Source organism: Chloroflexia bacterium SDU3-3 (assembly GCA_009268125.1).
In the GTDB taxonomy this organism is placed as follows: Bacteria; Chloroflexota; Chloroflexia; order Chloroflexales; family Roseiflexaceae; genus SDU3-3.
The window spans coordinates 215,155-240,213 of record WBOU01000009.1 but is presented as its reverse complement, the minus strand read 5'-3'; the positions used below and the strand labels follow the sequence as shown (position 1 = coordinate 240,213).

Genomic DNA, 25,059 nt, shown 5'->3' with positions numbered 1-25,059 from the left:
GCGCCGGGCTCGATCAAGCCGCACAAGAAGTTCAAGGCCCAGGTCTACGTGCTGAAGAAGGAAGAGGGCGGCCGCCACACGCCGTTCTTCGCCGGGTACCGCCCGCAGTTCTACGTGCGTACCACCGACGTGACCGGCTCGATCGTCCTGCCCCAGGGCATGGAGATGGTGATGCCGGGCGACAACGTCGAGATGGACGTCGAGCTGATCGTGCCGGTGGCGATCGAGGACGGTCTGCGCTTCGCGATCCGCGAGGGTGGCCGCACCGTTGGCTCGGGCGTCGTTACCAAGATCGTTGAGTAATTTCTTGCGGTGACGGATGGACCAGGGGGCAGCGACGGCTGGTTGCTGTCCCCTGAACCCTGCCCCGGCACCGGTATGACATGAGGAGCTGACATGGCGAAGCAAAAGGTCCGCATTCGCCTCAAAGCGTACGACCACAAGATCCTAGATCAGTCGGCACGCCAAATAGTTGAGGCTGCGGAGCGAACCGGTGCACTGGTAGCTGGCCCGGTGCCGCTTCCGACCAAGGTTGAGAAGTTCAGTGTGATTCGTAGCGCGTTTATTGACAAGGATTCGCAGGAGCAGTTCGAGATCCGCACGCACAAGCGGTTGATTGATGTGCTTGACCCGAGTCAGCAGACAATTAATGCATTGATGAAGCTGAATCTTCCCGCCGGTGTAGACATCGAAATTAAGCTGTAAGAGATCGGCATCAGCAGCGCCGCAGAGGTACGGGCAGAGACGATTTTTTCTACTGGCTCTGCCTTCGGGCCGGTGTGTGCAATGTGATCCGAAATGAAAACGCAGCCGATACGGCAGTTGCCGCAAGCTGTGGAGGTGCAATTGTGATTGAAGGATTGTTAGGCCGCAAGATCGGCATGACCCAAGTCTTCGACCAGAAGGGTGAGGCGATCCCGGTGACGGTGATCGAGCTTGGCCCCTGCGTGGTCACGCAGGTGAAGACGAAGGAGAGTGACGGGTACGCAGCGGTCCAGATCGGCTATGGCGAAATTAAGGCGAAGAGCCTGACGAAGCCTGTGCAGGGCCACCTGAAGAAAGCTGGTCGCCTTACCCGCTACATCCGCGAGTTCTCGGCGGATGATGTGACGGCGTATGAGGTTGGCCAGGAGCTGAAGGCGGATCTCTTCGATGCTGGGCAGGCGGTAGACGTGACAGGTACCTCGAAGGGCCGCGGCTTTGCTGGCGTTATGAAGCGCCACAACTTCCGCGGTGGTCCCCGCACCCACGGTCAGAGCGACCGCTCGCGTGCGCCGGGCTCGATCGGTGCCGGTACGACCCCTGGCCACGTGTTCAAGGGCACCCGTATGGCTGGCCGCATGGGTAACAAGCGGGTGACGGTTCAGAACCTGCAGGTTGTGGAAGTCATCACGGACAAGAACCTCGTGCTCATTCGCGGCTCGGTCCCTGGCGCGAAGAATGGCCTTGTGATGGTTCGTCGGGCTGTGAAGGGGGGTAAGTAGGTAATGGAAGCACCACTTTACAACCAGGCCGGCGACCAGGTTGGCAATATCACGCTGGATGCCTATGTGTTTGGCATCGAGCCGAACGTCCCGGTGATGCACCAGGCGATGATCCGCCAGCAGGCTAACGCCCGCAAGGGTACGCACAACACCCGCGGTCGCGGTGAGGTCGCAGGCTCGACCCGCAAGCTGTACCGCCAGAAGGGCACTGGTCGCGCTCGCCAGGGTTCGGTGCGCGCGTCGCACCGCAAGGGCGGCGGCGTGGCCCACGGCCCGCACCCGCGCTCGTACGCGGTGCAGATGCCGCGCAAGATGCGCCGCCTGGCCGTGCGCTCGGCGCTCTCGGCCAAGTTTGCGGCCAACGAGGTGCGCTTCGTGGAGTCGCTCGCGTTCGAGCAGCCCCGCACCAAGGACATGATCGCGGCGCTTAGCTCGCTGAAGCTCAGCACGGGCAGCACCCTGATCGTCGTCGACAAGAAGAACGAGGCTCTGCAGAAGTCGGCCAGCAACCTTCCCAACGTGAAGACCCTGATGGCCCACTACCTGAACGTGATCGATCTGCTGCGCTTCGACAATGTGCTGATCGCCAGCCCGGCGGTTGAGGTGATCGACAGCTACCTCAGCGCTGCCGCGAACGGCGTTGCCACGACCGAGGAGGCAGCCTAGCATGAACCCCTATCAGATCATCATCCGCCCGCTGATCACCGAGAAGAACACCAAGCTGATGGAGCTGAACAAGTACAGCTTCGAGGTGGAGCGGAATGCGTCGAAGCCTGAGATCAAGAAGGCTGTCGAGCATATCTTCAAGGTGACGGTCGCACAGGTGCACACCATGAACGTGCGCGGCAAGCTGCGCCGCCGTGGCCGTGAGCTGGGCTACACCAAGGACTGGAAGAAGGCGATTGTGACCCTGGCTGACGGCAGCCGGATCGATCTGTTCGAGAGCTAGTATGGAGCGCCCAGGGGATGGTGCCGCGCTGCGCCCATCCCCTGACGCTCGTACCGGAGAATAACAATGGGTATTCGACGATATAAACCTACCTCGGCAGGTCGACGTAACATGTCGGTTTCGACCTTCGAGGAGATTACCAAGAAGACGCCTGAGAAGTCGCTGCTCGAGCCGCTGCGCAAGACTGGCGGCCGCAACAATCACGGGCGGATCACCACCCGCCACCGTGGCGGCGGTACCAAGCGTCACTATCGCGTGATCGACTTCAAGCGCAACAAGCTCGGCATTCCGGCGAAGGTGATCGGCATCGAGTACGATCCGAACCGCTCGTCGCGCATCGCCCTGCTGCAGTATGAGGACGGCGAGAAGCGCTACATCATCGCCCCGCTGGGCCTGAAGGACGGCGATACCGTCGTCAGCGGCCCCGAGGCCGATATCCGCCCCGGCAATGCGCTGCCGCTGCGCAACATCCCGCTCGGTACCACCGTGCACAACATCGAGCTCGAGATCGGGCGCGGTGGCGTGATGGCCCGTAGCGCTGGCATGGGTGCCCAGCTGATGGCGCGCGAGGGCGACTACGCCACGCTGCGCATGCCCTCGGGCGAGATGCGTATGGTGCACGTGAACTGCATGGCCACGGTCGGCCAAGTGGGCAACGTCGATCACCAGAACATCCGGCTTGGCAAGGCTGGCCGCAAGCGCTGGCAGGGCCGCCGCCCCGAGGTTCGTGGCTCGGTGATGAACCCGCGCGACCACCCGCATGGTGGTGGCGAGGGCCGCGCCCCGGTGGGCCTCAAGGGCCCGAAGACCAAGTGGGGCAAGCCCGCCCGCGGTGTGCGCACTCGCCACAACCCGCGCACGGACGGCTTCATCGTGCGCCGCCGCAGCAAGTAAATTTTATGGTATAATGCCGGACTAGGTGCGAAGGACGCAAAGAGCATGCAGTGTCTTCATCTGCACAGCTTTGCGACCTTCGCCTCGTTTGTGGTTTAAAACTGTTGTTGGGAGCGCGTAACCGGCGCGCCGGGAGTTCAGGCCGATTGCTTGGCTTCCACCTTCTCCCAATACAAAGGAAGGGACACATGTCGCGTTCATCGAAAAAAGGGCCGTACGTAGACGTGCGTTTGCTTGGCCGCATTGAGGACATGAACCGGGCAAACGAGAAGCGCGTGCTTCGTACTTGGTCGCGCGATTCGACAATCTTCCCTCAGATGGTGGGCCACACCATCGCGGTTCACGATGGTCGCCGCCACGTTCCGGTGTACGTAACCGAAAATATGGTCGGGCACAAGCTGGGCGAGTTCGCGCCTACGCGCTTCTTCCGTGGTCACGGCGGCAAGAAGGCCGATAAGCGAGGGAAGGCGAAGTAAATGCAGGCGAAAGCAATCACCCGCGGAATTCGGATTTCTCCGATCAAAGTCCGGCTTGTGTGCGATGTCGTGCGCGGTATGCCGGTAGAAAAAGCGCTGTCGACCCTGCGCTACATGCCGCAGAAAGCTGCGGTCGAGGTTGCGCGGACGATCAAGTCGGCGGCGGCAAATGCCGAGAACAACTACGATATGGAGCCGAGCAGCCTTGTCGTGAAGACGATCTTCGCCGACGAAGGCCCGACGCTGAAGCGCATGATGCCACGCGCCCGTGGCCGTGCGGATCGAATCGTCCGGAAGACGGCGCATATTACCGTGATCGTAGACGACGGCGAGGAGATCTAAATGGGTCGCAAAGTTCATCCTATTGGCTTCCGCCTTGGCTACATCAAGGATTGGCAGTCGAAGTGGTACGCTGACCGCAACTATGTTGATCAGCTCCACGAGGACCTGGCGCTTCGCAAGCTGGTGATCAAAGAGCTTGAGGGCGCGGGCGTCAGCCGCGTCGAGATCGAGCGCTCGGCAAACAAGATCGAAGTTTCTGTCTACACCGCGAAGCCCGGTATCGTGATCGGCAAGCGTGGCGCGAAGGTCGATGACCTGAAGGCCGAGCTCGAGAAGCGCACCGGCAAGAAGGTGAAGCTCAACATCCAGGAGATCCACCAGCCCGAGCTGGAGTCGCAGCTGGTTGCCGAGAGCATCGCCGAGCAGATCACCAAGCGCGTCAGCTACAAGCGCGCGATGAAGCAGGCCGTACAGCGCGCGATGCGCCTGGGCGCGCAGGGCGTGATGATCAAGTGCAGCGGTCGCCTTGCTGGTGCCGAGATGGCCCGCCAGGCCGTGGAGCAGGATGGCCGCGTGCCGCGCCACACGCTCCGCGCCGACATCGACTACGCTGTGGTCCACGCGCACACCACCTACGGCCGCATCGGCGTGAAGGTGTGGATCTACAAGGGCGAGGTGTTCCCCGGTGCCGATGGCCTGGTGCGCGCTGCGGCCCCTGCTCCCCAGATTCAGGAAGAAGAGCGCCCGCGGCGGCGTGGCAACCGCAATGATCGCGGCGGCAGCAATGATCGCGGCGGCAGCAATGATCGTGGCGGCAACGGCCAGCGCGGTGGCGGCGGCCAGCGCGGCGGCCAGCGCGGCGGCCAGCGAGCACGCAGCTAAGGAGGATAACGAAAATGCTACTACCAAAGCGCGTGAAATACCGCAAGCCCCACCGCGGCGACCTGCGCGGCCTTGCGACTCGTGGCAACAAGGTGTCCTTTGGCGACTTCGGCCTGATGGCTGTCGAGCCCGCCTGGATCACCAGCCGCCAGATCGAGGCCGCCCGCCGTGCCATCACCGGCCACGTGAAGCGCGGTGGTAAAGTGTGGATCCGCATTTTCCCCGACAAGCCGATGACCCGCAAGCCCGCCGAGACCCGCATGGGTTCCGGTAAGGGTGCCGTGGATCACTGGGTTGCGGTGGTGAAGCCGGGCCGCGTGATGTTCGAGCTTGGTGGCGTTCGCGAGGATCTGGCGCTTGAGGCCCTTCGGCGCGCCGCGCAGAAGATGCCGATCAAGTGCAAGATTATCGGGCGCGAGGAGATGGAGGCAGCGCAATGAAAACCAGCGAACTGCGAAACATTGATGATGCCCGGCTCCAGGATATGATCAAGGAACGCTACGAGGAGCTGTTCAATCTTCGGTTCCAGCAGTCCGTGGGCCGGCTTACTGCCACCGGTCGCCCGCGGGTCGTGCGGCGCGAGATCGCGCAAATCAAGACGATTCTGCGCGAGCGCGAGCTGGGTTTGTAACGACCGGGTAACGGTGGAGGAAAGCAGTCATGGCTGAAGGACGTCGCTTGTATAAAGTTGGCCGCGTGGTCAGCGACAAGATGGACAAGACCGTGGTGGTCGCAGTGGACCGGCTGAAGCCGCACCCCCTGTACAAGAAGACCATCCGTGTCACCAAGAAGTTCCACGCGCACGACGAAGAGAACGTGTGCAAGATCGGTGATGTGGTGCGGATCGGCGAGACCCGCCCGCTGAGCAAGACCAAGCGCTGGGAAGTGATCGAGATCGTGACCAAGGGCGAGGAGGTGTAGCGTGATCCAGCAGCAGACCCGCCTGAAAGTCGCCGATAACACCGGCGCGAAAGAGATCATGTGCATCCGCGTTATGGGCGGCTCGCGCGTGCGGTATGGCCGCATCGGCGATGTGATCGTCGCCTCGGTGAAGGATGCGACCCCCGGCGGCGCGGTGAAGAAGGGCGAGGTTGTGCGCGCGGTGATCGTGCGCGTGACCAAAGAGTATGTGCGCCCCGATGGCTCGCACATCCGCTTCGACGACAACGCGGCCGTGATCATCGGCAAAGAGAACAACCCGCGCGGCACGCGCATCTTTGGGCCAGTGGCCCGCGAGCTGCGCGAGAAAGCCTTCATGAAGATCATCTCGCTTGCGCCGGAGGTTCTGTAACTGAGGACTCAGACGGCATCGTCTGCTCTATGGCCAACGCTGTCGACGGACGATGACATCTGATTTCTGCGAGGATATTATGCACGTCAAAACTGGCGATGAAGTACTGATCATCACCGGCAAGGATAAGGGCAAGCGTGGCAAGATCACGCGCTCGGTTCCGAGCGACAATCGCGTGGTGGTCGAGGGCCTGAACATTGTGAAGCGCCACATGAAGGCCCGTGGCCCGGGGAAGCCCGGCGGCATCATCGAGATGGAGGCCCCGCTTCACGCCTCCAATGTGATGCTTATCTGCCCAAGCTGCGGTCGCGCATCGCGCACTGGCCACCGGTTCCTCGACGAGAAGGACCACAAGGGCCGCTCGCGCAAGGTGCGGTTCTGCAAGGCCTGCGACGCAACGATTGAGTAATTTAGACCAAGGCCGGAGGGCGCTCCGACGTTCTCCAAGCCCTTGAGGAGCAAGTGATGACCCCGCGGTTAAAGGAAAAATACACGACAGAGGTTGTCCCCGCCCTGCTGCAGGAGTTTGGCTATTCTTCCGTGATGCAGGTCCCTCGTCTGTCGAAGATTGTGCTGAACATTGGTCTGGGTGAGGCTCTCCAGAACCCCAAGGCGCTGGAAGCGGCTGTGGCCGACCTTCAGGCGATCGCCGGCCAGAAGCCGGTGGTGACTCGCGCGAAGAAGTCGATCGCGGCATTTAAGCTTCGCCAGGGCCAGGCGATTGGCGCGATGGTGACCCTGCGCGGCGTGCAGATGTGGGAATTTGCCGACCGCCTGGTGAGCCTGGCGCTCCCGCGCATCCGTGACTTCCGCGGCGTCAGCCGCCGGTCGTTCGATGGCCGCGGTAACTACAGCCTGGGCCTGCGCGAGCAGATTATCTTCCCAGAGATTGAGTACGACAAGGTAGATAAAGTTCGCGGGCTGGAGGTAGCGATTGTGACTACTTCCCCGGATGACGCGCAGGGCTACGCGCTGCTGAAGCGCCTCGGGATGCCATTCCGCGATTAAGGGCGGGCCAGGAGCGGAAAGACCGCTAACTAGTTCGACCTTCAGGAGGATTGAGCTTTGGCTAAGACATCGCTTATTATCAAGGCCCAGCGGCCGGCGAAATACCAGACCCGCGCGTACAATCGCTGCAAGGTCTGTGGTCGCTCCCGCGCCTATATGCGGCGTTTCGGTATGTGCCGTATCTGCTTCCGCGAGCACGCGCTGAAGGGCATGATTCCCGGCGTTACCAAGTCGAGCTGGTAATAGCCGTTGTTAAGGAGGAATCGCAGTGAGCGTTAATGACCCAATCGGCGACATGCTGACCCGAATCCGCAACGCAGGCATGGTGCGCCACCAGACGGTAGCAATGCCTTCGTCGAAGATGAAGGTTGCGATTGCAGAGATCCTCAAGCGCGAGGGCTTCATTCGCGACTTTACGGTGCAGGCTGGAAAGCCGTCTGATACACTTGTTCTGACTTTGAAGTATACCAACGACCGCCGCCCGGTGATCACCGGTCTGCGCCGCGTGAGCCGCCCAGGCCTGCGCATCTACACTGGCCGGGACGAGATCCCCCAGGTGCGCAATGGCCTTGGTATCAGTATTCTTTCGACCCCCAAGGGCGTGCTGGCAGGCTACCAGGCCTACCAGGAGCACGTCGGCGGCGAGGTCCTATGCTACGTCTGGTAGCGAGGGAGGAGCGTAACGATGTCACGCATCGGTAAAAAGCCTATCTCGCTCCCCAAGGGCGTGGACATTACCATCGCCGACGGCAACTTTGTTACCGTCAAGGGGCCGAAGGGCGAGCTGCAGCAGCAGCTGCCTAGCGAGATGCAGATTGATCGGCAGGAAGGCGCGCTGGTCGTGGTGCGCCCCTCGGACTCGCGCCAGCACCGTGCCCTGCACGGCCTCACGCGGTCGCTGCTCAACAACATGGTTGTGGGTGTGACCGATGGCTACGCGCGCGTTCTGGAGATTCTGGGCGTCGGCTACCGCGCCTCGCGCGAGGGCAAGAACCTGATCCTTCAGGTCGGCTTCTCGCACCCCATCCGCATTGTTCCGCCCGAGGGCATCACCTTTGAGGTGGCCGAGCGCCGCAGCGCGAACGAGCCCCAGGTGGTGACCATCCGCGGTATCAACAAGCAGATGGTCGGCGAGGAAGCGGCCAAGATGCGCTCCCTGCGACCGCCGGAGCCATACAAGGGCTACGGCATCAAGTACCAGGGCGAGCGTGTCCGCCGCAAGGCTGGCAAGGCCGGTAAGACGAAGTAATGAGCAGCGCTGGCAGGGTGGCCCACAGATCGCCGCCCTGCCAATAGCGCGTTGCTTCTATGGCGGGGGATATAATCCCTGCCTCTCTTAGGAGAGATTATCATGGCAGGACGAACAACGCGAGAGCTGCGCATCCGGCGACACCACCGCGTGCGCCGCCGGGTCGCCGGGTCGACCGAGCGCCCCCGGCTGGCAGTGTTTCGCAGCAATCAGCATATTTACGCCCAGGTGATCGACGACGTGGCTGGCCGCACGCTGGCTGCCGCCTCGACTGTCGAGAAGTCGTTTGCCGAGCAGCTTGGTGGTACCAAGGTCGAGCAGGCGAAGGTGATCGGCGCTGCTGTCGCCGAGCGCGCCAAGGCCGCGGGCGTGGTGAAAGTCGTATTTGATCGGGGTGGCTTTAAGTACCACGGCCGCATCCAGGCTCTGGCCGAGGCGGCACGCGAAGCTGGACTCGAATTCTAGTTAGTAGTTGACGGTGAAGAGTGAAGAGTATTTGGACTCTCTACTGATTCACTCTTAACTCTTAACTTTCGGAGGAAACGTGAATCGCAGACGTGTTAATGCCGAAGACCTCGAGCTTGAGGAGCGCGTCGTCCAGATCAATCGCGTGTCGAAGGTGGTCAAGGGCGGTCGACGCTTCAGCTTCAGCACGGTCGTCGTGGTTGGCGACGGCAAGGGCCATGTCGGGGTCGGCATGGGTAAGGCTGGCGAGGTCCCCGAGGCGATCCGCAAGGGCGTCGAGGCGGCAAAGAAGAACCTGATCTCGGTGCCGCTGTACCGCACCTCGATCCCCCACGAGGTCGAGACTCGGTTCTCGGCCACCCGCGTGCGCCTCATCCCGGCGGCCCCTGGTACCGGCGTTATCGCTGGCCGCGGCGTCCGCCCGCTGATCGAGGCCGCTGGTATCAAAGACATCCTTTCGAAGCGCTATGGCAGCAACAATCCGGTGAATGTTGTCAAGGCTACCTTCCAGGCGCTGAGCGAGCTCTCGTCGCTGGAAGACGTTGCCCGCAAGCGCGACTTGACCCGCCAGGAGCTTGCGCAGCGCATGCGTAAGGCCCGGGTGCAGGAGGCGTAGTTATGGCAAAGCTTCGGATTACATACGCCAAGAGCTCGATCGGCTACGCGCGGGATCAGAAGGAGACGGTACGTGCTCTGGGCCTGCGCAAGCTGAACAGCGTGGTGGTGAGGGAAGATAGCAACACCCTCCGCGGGATGATCTTCAAAGTAAAGCACCTGGTGAAGGTGGAAGAAGTTGCGGACGACGCAGCCTAGCCAACATTGAGCCAGCGTGAGCGGATCAAGCGGGCGTGCTCTGCACTCCTGTTTGATCCACTCTTTGTTTTGCCGGGCTGCAATGCGTTGGCAAAATTCGTATATAATACTTTTTCTTGTATCCTAATAACTGATCTGCCTGGCAGCGATCTTCTTCCCCTGCTGCCACAGCCGATCCTGCGAGTCGTCGCGCTATGCGGCGGCGTTTTAGCGAAGGTGAAACCATGAAACTGCATGATCTGAAGCCAGCTGCTGGCTCAACGCATACCACGAAGCGCGTTGGCCGCGGTCACGGTTCTGGCAAGGGCAAGACCTCGGGCAAGGGTATGAATGGCCAGAAGGCCCGCTCGGGGCCCAACCCCTACCGCACCTTTGAGGGTGGTCAGAACCGTATTGTCCGCCGCCTGCCCTACCTGCGCGGCTTCAAGAACAAGTGGCGCATCGAGTACCAGGTGCTCAACGTGGGCGATCTGGCCGAGTGGCCGGCCGATGAGCCGCTGACGCTCGCCATGCTGGTTTCCTCGAAGGCGATCAGCAAGAGCCAGCCGCTGAAGATCCTCGGCGACGGCGAGCTGACCGCCAGCCTCACGATCGAGGCCCACAAGTTCAGCGCCAGCGCCCGCCAGAAGATCGAGGCCGCAGGCGGCACCTGCGTCGAGATCCCCTGGGTGGTTATTCCCAAGAGCCGCAGCCGTGGCGAGAACCTGGCGATGGTCAACCGAGCCGACAGCGCGGAATAAGAGCGTAAACCTAAGGAGCAGGCGGCTGGCCACTGGCCGCCGCCTGTGGCCTACACACAGGTGCTTGATTCTCCTTCCAAAGACGAGGAGCTTCGTCAATGCTAAAGTCGCTTTTTCGTGCCGTGCAGCTTCCTGATCTGCGCAACCGTATTGTGTTTACGCTCGGGATGCTGCTGGTGTTTCGGCTTATTGCCCATATTCCGGTACCGAACATCAACCCCACGGCGCTGCAGAGCCTGCAGGATGCCCTGGCCAACAACCAGCTGGCCCAGCTGCTGAACCTGTTTGCCGGCGGTGCGCTGCAGCAGCTCTCGGTCGCCTCGATGGGGGTTTACCCCTATATTACGGCTCAGATCATTGTCCAGCTGCTGACGCCGCTGATCCCGGCGCTCGAGACGCTCTCGCGAGAGGGCGAGCAGGGCCGCCAGCGCATCAACCGCATCACCTTCTGGCTGACAGTGCCTCTGGCCTACCTGCAGGCGTTCGGCCAGACCCGCACGCTAGAGGTGGCCACCAATGGCGTGTCGCTGTTCCGCACGCCGTTTGACCTAGTTACCAACTTCCTGCCGACCCTCACCATCCTCACCACGATGGTGGCGGGCACCATGCTGCTGATCTGGCTCGGCGAGCAGATCCAGGAGCGCGGTATCGGCAACGGCATCTCGATGATTATCTTCGCTGGCATTGTCTCGCGGCTGCCCAGCGTGATCTACCAGGCCATCAGCACAGCCCAGGTTGGTGCTGAGCAGATCATCGGTATCGTCGCCTTCATTGTCATCGCGCTGCTCACGATCGTGGGCATTGTGCTGGTGCAGGAAGGGCAGCGCCGCATCCAGGTGCAGTATGTGAAGCGCGTGCGCGGCAACCGGGTCTACGGCGGCCAGTCGAGCCACATCCCGCTGAAGGTGAACATGGCGGGCATGATCCCGCTGATCTTCGCGCAGAGCATCATCATCTTCCCCGGCACGATCGCATCCTACGGCTGCCCGACCGGTACCGCCGATGCGGGCGCGGGGATCATGACCCAGATCGCCTGTGGCGTGTTCCGCACTTTTAGCCCGCAGTATGCTGGCGGCACGGTGGTCTACACCGTCCTGCTGTTCCTGCTGGTGGTTGGCTTCACCTACTTCTACACCATGGTGATCTTCCAGCAGCAGAACATCCCCGACTCGCTCCAGCGAAACGGCGGCTTCATCCCGGGCATCCGCCCCGGCAAGAAGACCGAGGAGTATCTGGCGCGCGTGGTCTACCGCATCACGCTGGTGGGCGCGCTGTTCCTGGGTATTGTGGCCATCCTGCCCTACATCACCCAGCACCTCACGGGCGTGCAGATCGGCCTTGGCGCAACCTCGCTGCTGATCGTGGTGGGTGTGGCGATCGATACGATGCGCCAGCTGGAGGCCCAGCTGGTGATGCGTAACTACGAGGGGTTCATTAGCAAGTAGCCTGCCCGGCGGCGCTGCGCACCAGTGCAGCGCCGCCTGCCCGACAGCTAGGCACCGCATCCGAAGAGCAGGCTCAGTGCTGAGCAGAGAGGGGCGCAGATGGATGTTATTCTTCTTGGCGCGCCAGGAGCGGGGAAGGGAACCCAGGCCAAGGTGCTGGAGGAGCGCAGCGGGCTAGTGCACATCGCCAGTGGCGATCTGTTCCGCGCGGCGCTACGCAAAGGCACCGAGCTGGGCATGCTGGCGAAGGCCTACATGGATCGCGGCGAGCTGGTGCCCGACGAGCTGGTCATCCAGATGATCATCGAGCGGATCAGCGCCGCAGACTGCAGGCAGGGCGTGATCTTCGATGGCTTCCCGCGCACGCGCGAGCAGGCGCGCGCCCTCGACGATGAGCTGTCCAAGCACGGGCGCGAGATCAACTATGTGCTGTATCTCAGCGTTCCCGATGCGGTGCTGCTGCGGCGGCTGGCAGGGCGGCAAACTTGCAAAACCTGTGGTTCCACGTATAATATATACTATTTCCCGTCCAAACGCCCCGATATATGCGATGCGTGCGGCGGGAAGCTCTACCAGCGCTCGGATGATACTATGCAGACAGCGCGGCATCGGCTGGAGGTCTACTTCCAGCAGACGCGCCCCCTGATCCAGCACTATCACGAGCATGGGAACCTCCGAGAGATCGATGGGCAGCAGGAGATCTCGCTGGTAACCGAGGCTATGCTGCAGTCGATTGGAATCAATGGCAGTAACGCTTAAAAGTCGTACTGAGCTGGAGAAGATGCGGCGGGCGGGCCGGATCGTGGGCCAATGCCACGAGCTGCTGCGCGACGCTATTCGGCCAGGGGTTACCACAGCGGCCCTCAACAAACTGGTGCACGAGCATATCGTGCGCGAGGGTGGAACGCCGTCATTTCTAGGGTACCCAGGCAAGGTGCCGTTTCCTGCGGCCACCTGCATCTCGGTGAATGATGAGATCGTCCATGGCATACCGGGCCGGCGTGTGCTGCATGAGGGCGACATTGTTAGCGTTGACATCGGGGCCATCTGGGAGGGCTACCATGGCGACTCGGCCTGGAGCTACCCGGTTGGCCAGATCTCCGAGTCGGCGCGGCGGCTGCTGGATGTAACCGAGGGCGCGCTCTACCACGCGCTGGAGTTTGCGCGGGCCGGCAATCGGCTAAGTGATATCTCGCACGCGCTGCAGACCTATGCTGAGGCGGCGGACTTTGGCGTGGTGCGAAAGTATATCAGCCATGGTATCGGGCGCTCGCTCCACGAGGAGCCGCAGATCAACAACTACGGCTTGCCTGGCCGGGGCCTCAAGCTTCTGCCGGGGATGACGTTTGCGATCGAACCAATGGTCACCCAATGGAGCTACGAGTCGCGTGAGTTGGACGACGGCTGGACGGTGGCGACGCTCGACGGTGGACTGGCGGCCCACTTCGAGCATACCATCGCTATCACGCCAGACGGCGGCCCCGAGATCCTCACGTGGCAAGGCGCATAAAGGAGAGGTATGGCAAAGAAGAAGGATGTCATCGAGATGGAGGGCACCATTGTCGAGCCGCTGCCGAACGCAATGTTCAAGGTGAAGCTTGAGAATGGCCTGGAAGTGCTGGCGCATATTTCTGGTAAAATGCGGATGCACTATATTCGCATTCTGAAAGGTGATCGCGTGACGGTCGAACTCTCGCCATATGACCTGACTCGTGGTAGAATTACCTTTCGGTATCGGTAAAGTTTGCGGTCGAGCAGAGCGGCTGCCTGCCGAAATCGGCGGGGCAGCTTAGTGTGTGTCTTTGACAGCCGCTGGCTGGAAAAGTAGCATTATCGGAGCATGATCATGAAGGTGCAAGCGTCGGTGAAGCCGCGCTGCGAGTACTGCCGGGTCATTAGGCGGAAAGGCGTGCTGCGGGTGATCTGCAGCCGGACGCCGAAGCACAAGCAGCGCCAGGGATAGGAGAAGTTTCATGGCTCGTATTGCCGGAATCGACATACCACGGAACAAAAAGATTGGTATTTCTATCCGCTATGTGTATGGTATCGGTGCCTCGAACGGGGTCGACATCCTGGTGAAGGCCAACGTCAACCCCGAGACGCGGACGCGTGATCTGACCGAAGAGGAAGTGACCCGCATCCGTGAGATCGTGGACCGTGAGTATGTGGTGGAGGGCGACCTCCGGCGCGAGGTGCAGCTGCACGTCAAGCGCCTGATGGACATCGGCTGCTACCGCGGCCTGCGCCACCGCAAGGGTCTGCCGCTGCGCGGCCAGCGCACGCGCACCAACGCGCGCACGCGGCGCGGGCGCAAGGGCCAGGCGATCGGTATCAAGAAGAAGGCCAAGAAGTAGTAGCAATCACGGCGTCAACCGGAATTGGGTTACGCCTCGCCCGCCAGATCAGGAAAGCCGCCTGAGGCAGGCGACATGTGACAGGAGTTGTCATGGCAAAACAACCGGCAAAGGGCGCGCCGATCGTTGGCAAGCGCCAGCGTGGCAAGCGCCGCGAAAAGAAGAATGTGCCTCGTGGGCAGGCGCATATCCAGAGTACGTTTAACAACATCATTGTAACCATCACCGACCCCTCGGGCAATGTTGTTTCGTGGTCGAGCGCGGGCCAGAATGGTTTCAAAGGCTCCCGCAAGAGCTCGCCGTACGCCGCGCAGATCACCTCCGAGCAGGCGGCCCGCCGCGCGATGGAGAACGGCATGCGCTCGGTTGAGGTATTTGTAAAGGGCCCGGGCGCGGGTCGCGAAGCGGCCATTCGCTCGCTGCAGGCTCACGGGTTGCAGGTCGTTGCGATCACCGATGTGACGCCGATCCCGCATAATGGTTGCCGCCCGCCGAAGCGGCGCCGCGTGTAATTGCAGAGGAGTGAGAAACAATGGCACGCTATCGAGGACCAGTTGGTAAAATTAGCCGCCGCCTTGGGATCGGCATCACCGAAAAGGGCCAGCGCATTCTGAGCAAGCGCTCGTTCCCCCCTGGGCAGCACGGCCCGTCTTCCCGCCGCCGCCAGGTCTCGGACTACGGCCTCCAGCTTCAGGAGAAGCAGAAGGCGCGCTACATGTACGGCGTGCTGGAGCGCCAGTTCCGCAAGCTGTTTGAGCAGGCGCAGCGCGTCCCCGGCGAGACGGGCGCGACGCTGTTCGTGCTGCTTGAGCGCCGCCTGGACAACGTGGTGTACCGGCTTGGCCTGGCCACCACCCGCGCGCAGGCCCGCCAGATCGTGAACCACGGCCACATCGTGGTCAATGGTCGCAAGACCGATATCCCCTCGTTCTCGGTTCGCCCCGGCGACAAGATCTCCGTGCGCCCCGAGAGCCGCAGCCGCACCTACTTCAAGATCTTGGTCGAGAGCGGCGAGCTGAAGTCGCGCAAGAGCCCCGACTGGCTGCGCTTCAACGAGACGACCCTTGAGGGCGAGGTTATCACCATGCCGCGCCGCGAGGACGCCGAGCTTGGTATTAACGAGGCGCTGATCGTTGAGTTCTACAGCCGCTAAAGGAAAAGCATTGCAGATTGCTGGCTCCGGCTTCGGCTGGGGCTGGCAATCTGAAATCTATAAGGAGGCGATCTGTGCTTGACATCGCCACGCCCAAGATCGAGGTAGTGCAGGCGGCGGAGAATTACGGGCGATTTAAGATCGAACCGCTCGACCCTGGCTACGGTCATACCCTTGGGAATGCACTGCGCCGGGTATTGCTTTCGTCAATTCCTGGCTCGGCGATTACAAAGATAAAAATAGATGGCGTGTACCACGAGTTCTCCACGATCCAGGGCGTCCGCGAGGATGTGACCGAGATCGTGCTGAACACGAAGGGTATTCGCCTGCGCTCGTATGCCGAGCGCCCTGTGAAAGTTCTTCTGTCGAAGCAGGGTGCTGGGGTGGTGCGCGCAAGCGATATCGACACACCAAGCAATGTCGAGCTGGTTAATCCGAATCACTATATCTGCACGTTGGATTCGGATGATGCCTCGATCGAGATCGAGATGACTGTCGAGCGCGGGCACGGCTACCTCCCGGCTGACCAGCGCGATGCGCTGCCGATCGGCGAGATCCCGGTGGATGCGATCTTCACGCCGGTGCCGAAGGTGAACTACGTCGTCGAGAACACACGTGTGGGCCAGGCGACCGACCACGACCGGCTGCTGCTGGAGATCTGGACCGATGGGACGATCAAGCCCGGCGATGCGCTGAGCCACGCCGCCCAGGTGCTGGTGCAGTACAGCCAGACGATCGCCGACTTCAACCGCTCGTCTACCGAGCAGGAGACGACGGCGGACGTGACGAAGGGCCTGGCCATCCCGGCGGATATCTACGACACGCCGATCGAAGAGCTCGACCTGTCGACGCGCACCTACAACTGCCTCAAGCGGGCCGACATCACCAAGGTGGGCCAGGTGCTTGAGATGGACGAGAAGGCGCTGCTCAGCGTGCGTAACCTTGGGCAGAAGTCGATGGAAGAGATCCGCGACAAGCTGATCGATCGCGGCTACCTGCTGCCAAACAGCGGCCACGCGCTCACCAGCCTGGGCAGCTCGGCGGCATAACAAAGGCATAGAACTGATCACAGGGCTGCCAGCATATGGCAGGCTTGTGGTGTATTTTGAGGATAGACGACAATGCGACACGGAAAACCGAAGCGGATGCCGGGCACCTCGGCTGAGCACCGCGTGGCGCTGATCCGCAACCAGATGATCGCCCTGATCGAGCACCGCAAGATCCAGACGACGCTGGCGAAGGCGAAGGTTGTGCAGCCCCACATCGAGAAGCTGATCACCCTGGGCCGCGCCGACACGCCGCAGAACCGCCGCCTGGCCCTCTCGCGGCTGGCCAACAAGGATGCGATGCGCAAGCTGTTTGCCTTCGCGCCCGAGCAGTACGCCACCCGCAGCAGCGGCTACACCCGCATCACCAAGGTCGGCCCCCGCAAGGGCGACGGCGCTGAGATGGCGGTGCTCGAGCTGCTCTAGGCGTTGTAACGCTTCAAAGCGCTTTTTCCTGTATGAAGAACGTCGCCCTGCGAATCGAATATGACGGCACCGATTTTGTCGGATCGCAGTGGCAGAAGAACGGCCGCTCGGTACAGGGCGAGATCGAGGGCGCGTGGGAGCAGCTGACCCAGGAGTGCCAGCGGGTGACCCTCTCTGGTCGCACCGACTCGGGGGTTCACGCGCTTGGCCAGGTGGCGAATGTGCGCACGGGCACGCGGCTGGAGCCGGAGACGATCCAGCGCGGCCTGAACGCCATCCTGCCTGAGGATGTGGCGGTCCACGCGGCGTGGTATGTGCCGATGGACTTCCACGCGCGGCATAGCGCCATCCGGCGCGACTACCGCTACCTGATCGATCATAGCCCGGTCGAGTCGCCGCTCGCTCGACGGCACGTGCTGCATGTGCCCAAGCGGCTCGATACGGCGGCGATGCAGGCGGGATTAGCGCACTTTGAGGGGACGCACGATTTTGCCGCGTTTACCGTCGCAGCCTTTGAGGGCACGACGGTGCGGACATGCTTCCTGGCTCGGTGCTCCTCGGTCGAGGAGCGCGGGCGGGAGCTGATCGCCATAGATATTGCGGCAAACGCGTTCTTGCAGCATATGGTGCGCAATATTGTCGGTACGGTGGTTCAGATCGGCGAGGGCCGGATGGACCCAGCGGCGATACCAACGATCCTGGCTGGTCGCGATCGCCGCAAGGCGGGGCGCACGGCCCCGGCGCACGGCCTGTGCCTGACGGCGGTCTCATACCCGCCGACGGTGCCGCAGCCAGCGCCAGATATAGCACGGTCGGACGTTCGGATATAAGAGCGGCCAGTTTCGGCCACATTTTTTTGGAGCATTCTTGATGAAGACATATATGCAGAAGACGGCGGAGGTCCAGCGCGACTGGTATGTGGTCGATGCGACCGACCAGGTGCTTGGCCGCCTCTCGACCCAGATCGCGACCCTGCTGCGCGGCAAGCACAAGCCGACCTTCACGCCGCACATCGACGGCGGCGACTTTGTGGTGGTGGTCAACGCCGAGAAGGTGCGCGTGACCGGCCGCAAGGCGGAGCAGAAGATGTACTACCGCCACTCGGGCTTCCCGGGCGGCTTTAAGAAGATCACCTACCGCCGGATGCTGACGTCGCACCCCGACCGCATCATCCGCTTTGCGGTGAAGGGCATGATCCCGAAGACTCGGCTTGGCCGCCAGATCATGGGCAAGCTGAAGATCTACGCTGGCCCGAGCCACCCGCACGCTGCCCAGCAGCCCAAGGTGTACACGCCGCGCCCCAACGGCTAGTTGCCCAGATAGATGGCGGGTGACGAACACAGGCGTCGCACCGTCGCTGGCCGCGATCGGCAGCCCATGGCTGCGCAGACGCTACTACAACTTCGATTTGGAGATGTGATGACTGAGAAACGCTACTATCAGGGCACCGGCCGCCGCAAGACTGCGGTGGCGCGTGTTCGCCTGTTCCCCGGCAATGGGGAGTTTGTGGTCAACGGACGTTCGGTGACTGAGCACTTCGGCAATATCGACAGCCTGAACAAGCTGATGGTGCGCGGCCTGGAGCTGACGAACAACACCGCTAGCTTCAATGTGCTGGTCAAGGTGCGCGGCGGCGGCATCGCCGGCCAGGCTGGTGCGGTGAGCCACGGCATCGCCCGCGCCCTGCTCGACCTCGACCCCGAGCTGCGCCCGGTGCTGCGCAAGGCTGGCCTGCTGACCCGCGACTCGCGCATGAAGGAGCGCAAGAAGCCAGGTCTCAAGCGCGCCCGCAAGGCACCGCAGTACACCAAGCGCTAGTCTCGTCTTCGCACGAGCTACGCGCCCCTGGCCCCAGCTTCGGCTGCGGGCCAGGTTTTTTGTGCAAAAAAAGCCCAGCGGATTAGTTCCGCTGGGCTTTGTGCTGCTGGCAGGCGCGCTAGACGATCCGTGCGCTGGGGACGTGGTGCGCGACGCAGCGGACAAGATCCTCAAGGTCGAATGGCTTGGCGAGCAGCCCGCTTGCGCCCTGGGCGATCAGGTCGCCCAGCGCGTTTGCGCCAGCGGTCATAATCACCACGGGCACGTCGGTGAGCCCGCTGTCGCGGATATGGCGGAGCAACGTGGTACCGGCCATGTCGGGCATGGAGAGGTCGAGCAGGATAAGGCCAGGGACGCCAGCTTGGATCTGGGCGAGCGCGCTCGACCCATTGTGGGCCTGGCGGATGGTATAGCCTTCCTCGCTGAGAACCTCGTTGATGAGATCAGCGATGTTGACCTCGTCGTCGACGACGAGAATGTCGCCTGCGCGATACATGGGCTTCCCCTTAGGTGTGAAGATAGTGTCTCCCATTGTAGCATAGTCTGATGCGGTTTGGCCCGGCTAGGAACGCCTGGGGCAGGGTCTCTGCGTTCTCGTCCGGCAGAACGTGTTTACCACCAAGACACAAAGGAACAAAAGCCCCTGTTCACAATGCCCCTGCTTCCAGCGTTGCCCGTTTGCCCTAGCGTAAAGGCTGTGTAGAACGTATAGAGCCTAGCGCCTGCGGAAGGCCTGGCGCAGCGGCGCGATCTGATCGGGCGCGGCCACGAGCACGGGCTGGTGCAGCCAGCCGCCATCCAGCGCGGTGCCGCCGGTGGGCGTGGCCGGGTCGAGCGGCACCACCGCCCCGCCGGCCTCCTGCACGATCACGAGGCCGGCGGCCACATCCCACGGGTAGGCGTTCACCAGCAGCGCGGCCAGGGCGCTGCCCCTGGCCACGTAGCACATCTGGGCCGCCGTGCTGCCCAGCACCCTAGTCTTGCCGGGGAAGTCCAGCTCGAAGCTGCGGTGCAGCGTGGCCGGGGTGGCCAGCCAGGTCTCACCCTCCCACGCGTCGGGCTGGCTCACATGGATGGGCTGGCCGTTCAGGAACGCGCCCTCGCCCACGGCGGCGTGGTAGGTGTCGCCCAGCGTGGGCATGTGGATGAGACCGAAGTAGGGCTGCCCGTTGCGCACCAGGCCGATCGAGATGCACCAGCTGCCCAGCCCGGCCACGAACGACGCGGTGCCGTCGATCGGGTCGACCGCCCACACGAACTCGCGGTCGAGGTTGGTCTTGGCCTGCTCCTCGCCCAGGATGCCGTGGTCGGGGTAGCGCGCGCTGATCTGGGCCACCAGCTGGCGCTCGATGGCCACGTCGGCCTCGGTCACATAGCTGCGGTCGGCCTTGCGATGCCCTGCGACGTGGTTGAAGTGCTGCAGCGCCAGCCTGCCCGCCGCCTCGGCCCAGCCGCGTACCTCGTCGATATCGATGATGCTCATAGTCTGCTCGCTTTGCGCGGCGCGCCGGGCGCGCGGGCGCGGTAGTGTTGCGGTGCTCGATGCGGCCCTAGTGTAGCATAGCCTGCGCCCCGCCTGCCCCTTGTTGCGGTGTGGTATGATTAGCCGACAGTATGACCATCACAAACCGCATCCCAGCTTGTGACCTTGCGCCTCAGAATATACAAAGCTATGTATCGTGCTGTTCTGTTTGATCTTGACGACACGCTCTATGATCTGCGCGCCTACTGGACCGGCAGGCTCCGGCGGGCGCTGGCGGCGGTGAAGGGGCGCTACCCGCACGTCGACTGCGACGCGCTGCTTCAGGATGCCATCCGCCGCAAGATCTACATGGCCCAGATGCCCGACTTTCTGCGCGGCCTGGAGATCGACGACGCGCCGTTCATCCGCCAGGTGAGCGAGCAGTACTGCGACCGCTGGTTCGAGGATCTGGCGCTGGTGGATGACGCGCTGCCGGTGTTCGAGCGGCTGCGCCAGCGCGTGCAGGTGGGCCTGATCACCAACGGCCCCACCAGCACCCAGCGCCGCAAGATCGAGCACTTCGAGCTGGCCCGCCATATGGAGGTGATCATCGTCTCCGAGGAGGCGGGCGTGGCCAAGCCCGACCCCGCGATCTTCCACATGGCGCTGGCCATGCTTGGCACGCAGCCTGCTGAGACGCTGTATGTGGGCGACTCGGTGGAGAACGATCTGCGCGGCGCGGCGGCGGCGGGGATGCCGTTTGTGTGGGTGAACCCTCGAAATGAAGTGTTGCCGGGGGATGCTCCGAGGCCGGTGGCGACCATCGCGCGGCTCTCTGAGCTTCTGCCGCTAGTCGAAATGTAAGGCGCTATGATCGCACTTTGGGTGCTGACGATCTTCACGGTGGCGGTGGTGGGGCTGTTCGCCTTCGGCATCGCCCTGTTTCTCTGGCGCGTGCCCGTGCTGCGCCCCGCCGCCCCGCCCGAGGGCGAGCTGCCGCTGATCTCGGTGGTGGTGCCCGCCCGCAACGAGGCCCTGAACATCGAGCGCTGCGTGCGCTCGCTGCTGGCCCAGGGCTACCCGCGCTTCGAGGTGATCGCCGTGGACGACGCCTCCACCGACGAGACGCCCCAGATCCTGGCGCGGCTGGCCGCCGAGGACGCGCGCCTGAAGGTGGTGCAGGGCCTGCCGCTCAAGAAGGGCTGGACGGGCAAGAACAACGCGGTGTTCTCGGGCGTGCAGCACGCGCGGGGCGAGTGGCTGCTGTTCGTCGACGCCGATGTGGCGATCGACCCGGGCGCGCTCAGCGCCGCCTACGCCGCCGCCCTGCAGCGCCAGGTGAAGATGGTCACGCTCTGGGCCAGGCAGGAGCTGGTGACGTTCTGGGAGCGGGCGGTGCAGCCGGTGGTGATCGGCCTCAACATGTCCACCGACACGCTGCTGCGCGTGAACGACATGCGCTACCCTGACTGGGCCTTCGCCAACGGCCAGTTTATCCTGGTCGAGCGCGCCGCCTACGAGCAGGTGGGCGGCCACGCCCGCGTGCGCGATGCGGTGGTGGAGGACCAGAAGCTGTCGTGGGAGTTCAAGCACGCGGGTCTGCCGATCGTGATGATGGACGGCACCGCCGTGCTCTCGACCCGCATGTACACCTCGCTCAATGGCATCTGGGAGGGCTGGTCGAAGAATAACTTCCTGATGCTGAACCGCAGCTTCATCATCGCCTTCCTGGCGGTGCTGGCCACCTACACGCTGGCGATCAGCCCGTTCTTTCTGACGATCTGGGCTTTGGTGGCGTTTAAGTTCAGCCAGTCGATCTTCGACCCGCTGCTGGTCAACCTGCTGAGCAGCGCCCTGGTGATCATCACCCGCTGGCGCGCGCGGCGCTTCTTCCCCACCTCGCTGCGCGACTTCGCGCTGCACCCGCTGGGCGGCTTCGTGTTCATCGGCATTGTGGTCAACTCGGCCTACCGCCACTCGCAGCGGCGCGGCGTGACCTGGAAGGGCCGACGCTACGGCGATGTAGACGTGGCGGGGTAGCCAATACCACGAAGGCGCGAAGAACCGATTGTGACCAGCAGGGCGACCACATGCCGCATGTGGCCGCCCTTTTGCTACCTGCTGATCTCCACCTGGCCCAGCACCAGCCGCGTGCCGCCCAGCACCTGGCCCCGCGCGCTGGCCACCGGCAGCCGCGCCGCCTCGGCGGGGTTGTCGGCGGGGTAGATGCCCAGCAGCAGTGTGTAGCGCCCGGGCGCCAGGTCGGCGGGCAGCGCGATGCTGCGCTCGTCGTGGACGGGGTAGCCCACCTCCCATGTGTTGGTCAGGCCAGCGTCGGGGTAGCCGTGCAGCGGCGGGCCGTCGTTGGCGGCCAGCGGCGGCAGCGCGCAGTCGCGGCACAGGTGCAGGAACATGCTGTAGGGCCGGTCGACCGGGCTGGCCGCCTGCCAGTACAGCGTCACGGGCAGTGCCCCGCCGGGCCGCGCCGCGCCGCCGAACATGTCCACGCTGTAGCCGCGCAGCGTGATCAGCCCGCCGAAGGTCGCTTCCAGCGCCACCGCTGGCGCGGGCGCGCGGCTGCTGTGGCCGCTGCGGTAGAACTCGGGGTAGCTCTGGCACATGGTCTCCACGCCCACAAACGTTTGCCCGCCGCACGGCCACGAGCGCTGCGGGATGGCGAAGCGCAGCCCCACCGAGCCGTAGGCGTCATCCTTGGCGGGCCGCTGCTGGATGTAGCCCGCCGCGTAGTCGGACTCCAGGTCGGCCAGCTTCTTGGGCGGGTCGATCGTGGCGGCGTGGTCGGGCGCGATCAGCAGCAGGGCGCGCTTCTTGCCCTCGGCGAATTGGTTGAATGGGTCGTCGTAGGCGCGGCGGTAGCACTCGCGGATGGCCGCCGCGTTGCCCCGGTTTTCCTCCACGCAGTTGCCCTGGCCGTAGATGTCGAACACCCTGGGCGCGGGCAGCGGGTCGGGAGTCACACGGCTGGCGTAGTAGCGCCACATCACCTCGGTGTAGTAGGGGTGCACCACCAGCAGGTCGTCGGGGTGGGCCTCGGCGGCGATGGCGGCCACACCCTCGCGCCACTGCTCCTTCACCGGCGCGCCGCTGAACTGGCCGTGCACCGGCTGGGCCAGCGCGGCGGCATTCACGCCCAGCAGCGCCGCGCCCAGCGCCAGCGCGGCGGCCCGCTCGCCGCCCCTGGCCTGCCCCAGCGGCCAGGCCACCAGCATAGCCCAGGCCGGGAAGGCCACGGCGGCGTAGCGCGGCTCGTACACCGGGCTGCGCAACAGCGCCAGCGCGAACAGCAGCAGCGGCAGCAGCGCCGCGCCCACCACGGCGGCGGCCCCGGCGCCGCGCCGCGCGGCCCGGCCCAGCAGCGCCAGCCCCCACGCGCCCAGCGCCAGCGCGGGCGCGGCCCACAGCGCCAGCGGCACGCCCAGCCAGCCGCCTAGGTCGCCACGGTCCAGCGCGAAGTGCATCAGGTTCAGCCACACGCTCTCCAGCGGCGCGGCGGCGGCGTGCCCGCTCTCGTGCCAGCCATTGGTCTCGATCGCGCTGGCCAGCCCCCATACGCCCAGGCCGCCCGCCCCCAGGCCCAGCGCGGCCAGCGCGGCGCTCAGCCCCAGCCCGCCGCGCCTGCGCAGCGCGGGCAGGTAGATGCCGCCGCCAGCGGCCAGACCGCCCCAGCCCAGCCCCAGCAGCAGCCCGGCCACCGCCAGCAGCGCCAGCCGGTGCACGAACAGGCTGACCAGCAGCAGCGCGCCCACGGCGGCCCATGCCCGCAGGCTGCGCAGCCGCAGCGCCCGCAGCGCCGCCCACAGCAGCAGCGCCATCGTCAGCATCAGCAGGCTGTAGACCTTGGCGTCCTGCGCGTGCCACAGCGCGTAGGGCGAGATCGCCGCCACCGCCCCGGCGGCCAGCCCGCAGCGCGCCTGGCCAGGCCCGTCGGCCCCGCTGGCGCGGGCCAGCTCGCGGGCGGCGGACATCAGCGCGGCCACCATGGCCACCCCGGCCAGCGCCGAGGGCAGCCGCAGCGACCACTCGCTGTCGCCCGCCAGCGCCACCCAGGCCTTCATCAGCAGGTGGTACAGCGGGTAGCCCGCCGTTCCCGCGAAGAGATCTTGGGCCAGCTGCCCCCAGCCCTTGCCCGTCACCTCGGCCCAGGTGCCGCCCTCATCCAGCCACAGGCTCTGCGCGCCCAGGCGGTACAGCCGCAGCAGGCTCGCGGCCATGATGACCGCAGCGCCCATGGCGGGCAGATGTCGTCGCAGCGTCGCGCCGCGTGTGTTGATCGTTGCTTTCATAGCCCCGATTGTAGAGGAGCGCCTCTTTTCCCGTCAAATAGGCCATGCGCACGCCGCTGGCCGCTTTTTTAAGAGAACATAGGCCGCCGCGTGAGGCGATGCTCTACCGCTTCGGTGCGGATTATGGCCAGCCGTCGCGCGCGGCACCTTCGCTGGATGGGCGAGGCCGTTGGCGAAAAACCGCGCACCGACCCATGCGCGACAGTTGGCCGTTTTCAGCCATTGGGCATGCGGATGCCTGACCACGTGACCCCAGCGGTCATGCCCTGCCAGCGATGCAATCATTGTTGTAGGGGCGGGTCTCGTGCCCGCCCGCGCCGTGGGCATCGTGCGCATCGCAGGGGTGTTCGATGATGCCGATGCGCGGCGTGGAGCGCATTGTTGCGGGCCGTAGGCATCGGGTGGGTAGGCGATGCCGCCCAGGCGCAATGAGCGGCAGCCGACTGCGAATGGTTAAGCGTGCATTATGTGATGGGTGTCATCTTCAGCTATCATCGAAGCCGCAGCTGGTCGGGCCG

Annotated in this window: 40 protein-coding genes; 37 read left to right on the top strand and 3 right to left on the bottom strand. The window is 63.9% G+C overall.

Annotation, left to right across the window (positions count from 1 at the left end; translation table 11 throughout):
• From tuf to rpsI, 35 genes are all read left to right on the top strand, one after another.
• Positions 1 to 303 (top strand): elongation factor Tu (tuf, locus tag F8S13_16705; GenBank protein ID KAB8142180.1); only part of this gene is annotated, 303 nt, incomplete at its 5' end.
• Between the two features lie 93 nt (positions 304 to 396).
• Positions 397 to 705, top strand: a complete 309-nt coding sequence (rpsJ, locus tag F8S13_16700) for a 30S ribosomal protein S10 (GenBank protein KAB8142179.1) — start codon at positions 397 to 399, stop codon at positions 703 to 705.
• Positions 706 to 848: 143 nt separating this feature from the next.
• Positions 849 to 1,484: a 50S ribosomal protein L3 gene (locus F8S13_16695; GenBank protein KAB8142178.1), complete on the top strand. Its 636-nt coding sequence runs from the start codon at positions 849 to 851 to the stop codon at positions 1,482 to 1,484.
• Positions 1,485 to 1,487: 3 nt separating this feature from the next.
• On the top strand, positions 1,488 to 2,150 hold the full coding sequence (gene rplD / locus F8S13_16690; protein ID KAB8142177.1) for a 50S ribosomal protein L4: 663 nt from the start codon (positions 1,488 to 1,490) through the stop codon (positions 2,148 to 2,150).
• A 1-nt stretch (position 2,151) separates the two neighbouring features.
• Entirely contained in the window at positions 2,152 to 2,433 is a 282-nt protein-coding gene (locus F8S13_16685) for a 50S ribosomal protein L23 (protein ID KAB8142176.1), read from the top strand.
• Between the two features lie 66 nt (positions 2,434 to 2,499).
• Positions 2,500 to 3,327, top strand: a complete 828-nt coding sequence (gene rplB, locus F8S13_16680; protein ID KAB8142175.1) for a 50S ribosomal protein L2 — start codon at positions 2,500 to 2,502, stop codon at positions 3,325 to 3,327.
• A 188-nt stretch (positions 3,328 to 3,515) separates the two neighbouring features.
• Entirely contained in the window at positions 3,516 to 3,803 is a 288-nt protein-coding gene (rpsS, locus tag F8S13_16675; GenBank protein ID KAB8142174.1) for a 30S ribosomal protein S19, read from the top strand.
• Positions 3,804 to 4,145: a 50S ribosomal protein L22 gene (locus F8S13_16670; GenBank protein ID KAB8142173.1), complete on the top strand. Its 342-nt coding sequence runs from the start codon at positions 3,804 to 3,806 to the stop codon at positions 4,143 to 4,145.
• The gene (gene rpsC, locus F8S13_16665; protein KAB8142172.1) at positions 4,146 to 4,967 is read left to right on the top strand and encodes a 30S ribosomal protein S3; all 822 of its coding nucleotides are present in this window, start codon (positions 4,146 to 4,148) and stop codon (positions 4,965 to 4,967) included.
• Positions 4,968 to 4,981: 14 nt separating this feature from the next.
• Positions 4,982 to 5,407, top strand: coding sequence for a 50S ribosomal protein L16 (rplP, locus tag F8S13_16660; protein ID KAB8142171.1), 426 nt, complete (start codon positions 4,982 to 4,984; stop codon positions 5,405 to 5,407).
• Positions 5,404 to 5,598, top strand: coding sequence for a 50S ribosomal protein L29 (locus F8S13_16655; protein ID KAB8142170.1), 195 nt, complete (start codon positions 5,404 to 5,406; stop codon positions 5,596 to 5,598). Before rplP ends, F8S13_16655 begins: the two co-directional genes overlap by 4 nt.
• 29 nt (positions 5,599 to 5,627) lie before the next feature.
• Positions 5,628 to 5,888, top strand: coding sequence for a 30S ribosomal protein S17 (rpsQ, locus tag F8S13_16650; protein ID KAB8142169.1), 261 nt, complete (start codon positions 5,628 to 5,630; stop codon positions 5,886 to 5,888).
• Between the two features lies 1 nt (position 5,889).
• Entirely contained in the window at positions 5,890 to 6,258 is a 369-nt protein-coding gene (gene rplN, locus F8S13_16645; GenBank protein KAB8142168.1) for a 50S ribosomal protein L14, read from the top strand.
• A 79-nt stretch (positions 6,259 to 6,337) separates the two neighbouring features.
• Positions 6,338 to 6,667 carry a 50S ribosomal protein L24 gene (locus F8S13_16640; protein KAB8142167.1) on the top strand — a complete coding sequence of 110 codons (330 nt, stop codon included), beginning with the start codon at positions 6,338 to 6,340 and terminating at the stop codon, positions 6,665 to 6,667.
• Positions 6,668 to 6,723: 56 nt separating this feature from the next.
• Positions 6,724 to 7,266, top strand: coding sequence for a 50S ribosomal protein L5 (rplE, locus tag F8S13_16635; protein KAB8142166.1), 543 nt, complete (start codon positions 6,724 to 6,726; stop codon positions 7,264 to 7,266).
• A 57-nt stretch (positions 7,267 to 7,323) separates the two neighbouring features.
• Positions 7,324 to 7,509 carry a type Z 30S ribosomal protein S14 gene (locus F8S13_16630; protein KAB8142165.1) on the top strand — a complete coding sequence of 62 codons (186 nt, stop codon included), beginning with the start codon at positions 7,324 to 7,326 and terminating at the stop codon, positions 7,507 to 7,509.
• 25 nt (positions 7,510 to 7,534) lie between these two features.
• Positions 7,535 to 7,933: a 30S ribosomal protein S8 gene (rpsH, locus tag F8S13_16625; protein KAB8142164.1), complete on the top strand. Its 399-nt coding sequence runs from the start codon at positions 7,535 to 7,537 to the stop codon at positions 7,931 to 7,933.
• An 18-nt stretch (positions 7,934 to 7,951) separates the two neighbouring features.
• The gene (locus tag F8S13_16620; protein KAB8142163.1) at positions 7,952 to 8,515 is read left to right on the top strand and encodes a 50S ribosomal protein L6; all 564 of its coding nucleotides are present in this window, start codon (positions 7,952 to 7,954) and stop codon (positions 8,513 to 8,515) included.
• Positions 8,516 to 8,617: 102 nt separating this feature from the next.
• Positions 8,618 to 8,980 (top strand): 50S ribosomal protein L18, encoded by a 363-nt coding sequence (locus F8S13_16615; protein ID KAB8142162.1) that lies wholly within the window; start codon positions 8,618 to 8,620, stop codon positions 8,978 to 8,980.
• A 79-nt stretch (positions 8,981 to 9,059) separates the two neighbouring features.
• Entirely contained in the window at positions 9,060 to 9,596 is a 537-nt protein-coding gene (locus F8S13_16610; protein ID KAB8142161.1) for a 30S ribosomal protein S5, read from the top strand.
• A gap of 2 nt (positions 9,597 to 9,598) precedes the next feature.
• Positions 9,599 to 9,793 (top strand): 50S ribosomal protein L30, encoded by a 195-nt coding sequence (gene rpmD / locus F8S13_16605; protein KAB8142160.1) that lies wholly within the window; start codon positions 9,599 to 9,601, stop codon positions 9,791 to 9,793.
• A 224-nt stretch (positions 9,794 to 10,017) separates the two neighbouring features.
• Positions 10,018 to 10,533 carry a 50S ribosomal protein L15 gene (locus F8S13_16600; GenBank protein ID KAB8142159.1) on the top strand — a complete coding sequence of 172 codons (516 nt, stop codon included), beginning with the start codon at positions 10,018 to 10,020 and terminating at the stop codon, positions 10,531 to 10,533.
• A 98-nt stretch (positions 10,534 to 10,631) separates the two neighbouring features.
• On the top strand, positions 10,632 to 11,978 hold the full coding sequence (secY, locus tag F8S13_16595) for a preprotein translocase subunit SecY (GenBank protein KAB8142158.1): 1,347 nt from the start codon (positions 10,632 to 10,634) through the stop codon (positions 11,976 to 11,978).
• A 99-nt stretch (positions 11,979 to 12,077) separates the two neighbouring features.
• Positions 12,078 to 12,737 (top strand): adenylate kinase, encoded by a 660-nt coding sequence (locus F8S13_16590; protein KAB8142157.1) that lies wholly within the window; start codon positions 12,078 to 12,080, stop codon positions 12,735 to 12,737.
• Complete coding sequence (gene map, locus F8S13_16585) at positions 12,721 to 13,488, top strand: type I methionyl aminopeptidase (protein ID KAB8142156.1); 768 nt, start codon at positions 12,721 to 12,723, stop codon at positions 13,486 to 13,488. The genes F8S13_16590 and map overlap by 17 nt, the downstream gene beginning before the upstream one ends.
• 9 nt (positions 13,489 to 13,497) lie before the next feature.
• On the top strand, positions 13,498 to 13,719 hold the full coding sequence (gene infA / locus F8S13_16580) for a translation initiation factor IF-1 (GenBank protein ID KAB8142155.1): 222 nt from the start codon (positions 13,498 to 13,500) through the stop codon (positions 13,717 to 13,719).
• A gap of 105 nt (positions 13,720 to 13,824) precedes the next feature.
• Positions 13,825 to 13,941, top strand: coding sequence for a 50S ribosomal protein L36 (gene rpmJ / locus F8S13_16575; protein KAB8142187.1), 117 nt, complete (start codon positions 13,825 to 13,827; stop codon positions 13,939 to 13,941).
• 10 nt (positions 13,942 to 13,951) lie between these two features.
• Positions 13,952 to 14,332, top strand: coding sequence for a 30S ribosomal protein S13 (rpsM, locus tag F8S13_16570; GenBank protein KAB8142154.1), 381 nt, complete (start codon positions 13,952 to 13,954; stop codon positions 14,330 to 14,332).
• A 92-nt stretch (positions 14,333 to 14,424) separates the two neighbouring features.
• Positions 14,425 to 14,844 carry a 30S ribosomal protein S11 gene (gene rpsK, locus F8S13_16565; GenBank protein ID KAB8142153.1) on the top strand — a complete coding sequence of 140 codons (420 nt, stop codon included), beginning with the start codon at positions 14,425 to 14,427 and terminating at the stop codon, positions 14,842 to 14,844.
• A 20-nt stretch (positions 14,845 to 14,864) separates the two neighbouring features.
• Positions 14,865 to 15,485 (top strand): 30S ribosomal protein S4, encoded by a 621-nt coding sequence (rpsD, locus tag F8S13_16560; protein ID KAB8142152.1) that lies wholly within the window; start codon positions 14,865 to 14,867, stop codon positions 15,483 to 15,485.
• 74 nt (positions 15,486 to 15,559) lie between these two features.
• On the top strand, positions 15,560 to 16,534 hold the full coding sequence (locus F8S13_16555) for a DNA-directed RNA polymerase subunit alpha (GenBank protein KAB8142151.1): 975 nt from the start codon (positions 15,560 to 15,562) through the stop codon (positions 16,532 to 16,534).
• A gap of 72 nt (positions 16,535 to 16,606) precedes the next feature.
• Positions 16,607 to 16,957 (top strand): 50S ribosomal protein L17, encoded by a 351-nt coding sequence (locus F8S13_16550; protein ID KAB8142150.1) that lies wholly within the window; start codon positions 16,607 to 16,609, stop codon positions 16,955 to 16,957.
• A 32-nt stretch (positions 16,958 to 16,989) separates the two neighbouring features.
• Positions 16,990 to 17,787, top strand: coding sequence for a tRNA pseudouridine(38-40) synthase TruA (truA, locus tag F8S13_16545; protein ID KAB8142149.1), 798 nt, complete (start codon positions 16,990 to 16,992; stop codon positions 17,785 to 17,787).
• A 40-nt stretch (positions 17,788 to 17,827) separates the two neighbouring features.
• Positions 17,828 to 18,268 carry a 50S ribosomal protein L13 gene (rplM, locus tag F8S13_16540; protein ID KAB8142148.1) on the top strand — a complete coding sequence of 147 codons (441 nt, stop codon included), beginning with the start codon at positions 17,828 to 17,830 and terminating at the stop codon, positions 18,266 to 18,268.
• 108 nt (positions 18,269 to 18,376) lie between these two features.
• Positions 18,377 to 18,775 carry a 30S ribosomal protein S9 gene (rpsI, locus tag F8S13_16535; protein ID KAB8142147.1) on the top strand — a complete coding sequence of 133 codons (399 nt, stop codon included), beginning with the start codon at positions 18,377 to 18,379 and terminating at the stop codon, positions 18,773 to 18,775.
• Positions 18,776 to 18,893: 118 nt separating this feature from the next.
• Here rpsI and F8S13_16530 read toward each other — a convergent pair whose 3' ends face one another.
• On the bottom strand, positions 18,894 to 19,307 hold the full coding sequence (locus tag F8S13_16530; protein KAB8142146.1) for a response regulator: 414 nt from the start codon (positions 19,305 to 19,307) through the stop codon (positions 18,894 to 18,896).
• Positions 19,308 to 19,490: 183 nt separating this feature from the next.
• Positions 19,491 to 20,258: an inositol monophosphatase gene (locus tag F8S13_16525; GenBank protein ID KAB8142145.1), complete on the bottom strand. Its 768-nt coding sequence runs from the start codon at positions 20,256 to 20,258 to the stop codon at positions 19,491 to 19,493.
• 189 nt (positions 20,259 to 20,447) lie between these two features.
• Here F8S13_16525 and F8S13_16520 point away from each other — a divergent pair, with 189 nt between their 5' ends.
• The gene (locus F8S13_16520) at positions 20,448 to 21,101 is read left to right on the top strand and encodes an HAD family hydrolase (GenBank protein KAB8142144.1); all 654 of its coding nucleotides are present in this window, start codon (positions 20,448 to 20,450) and stop codon (positions 21,099 to 21,101) included.
• 6 nt (positions 21,102 to 21,107) lie between these two features.
• On the top strand, positions 21,108 to 22,277 hold the full coding sequence (locus tag F8S13_16515) for a glycosyltransferase (protein KAB8142143.1): 1,170 nt from the start codon (positions 21,108 to 21,110) through the stop codon (positions 22,275 to 22,277).
• Positions 22,278 to 22,351: 74 nt separating this feature from the next.
• Here the strand turns inward: F8S13_16515 and F8S13_16510 are convergent, their stop codons facing one another.
• Positions 22,352 to 24,541, bottom strand: coding sequence for a DUF2723 domain-containing protein (locus F8S13_16510; GenBank protein ID KAB8142142.1), 2,190 nt, complete (start codon positions 24,539 to 24,541; stop codon positions 22,352 to 22,354).
• Positions 24,542 to 25,059: the final 518 nt, after the last annotated feature.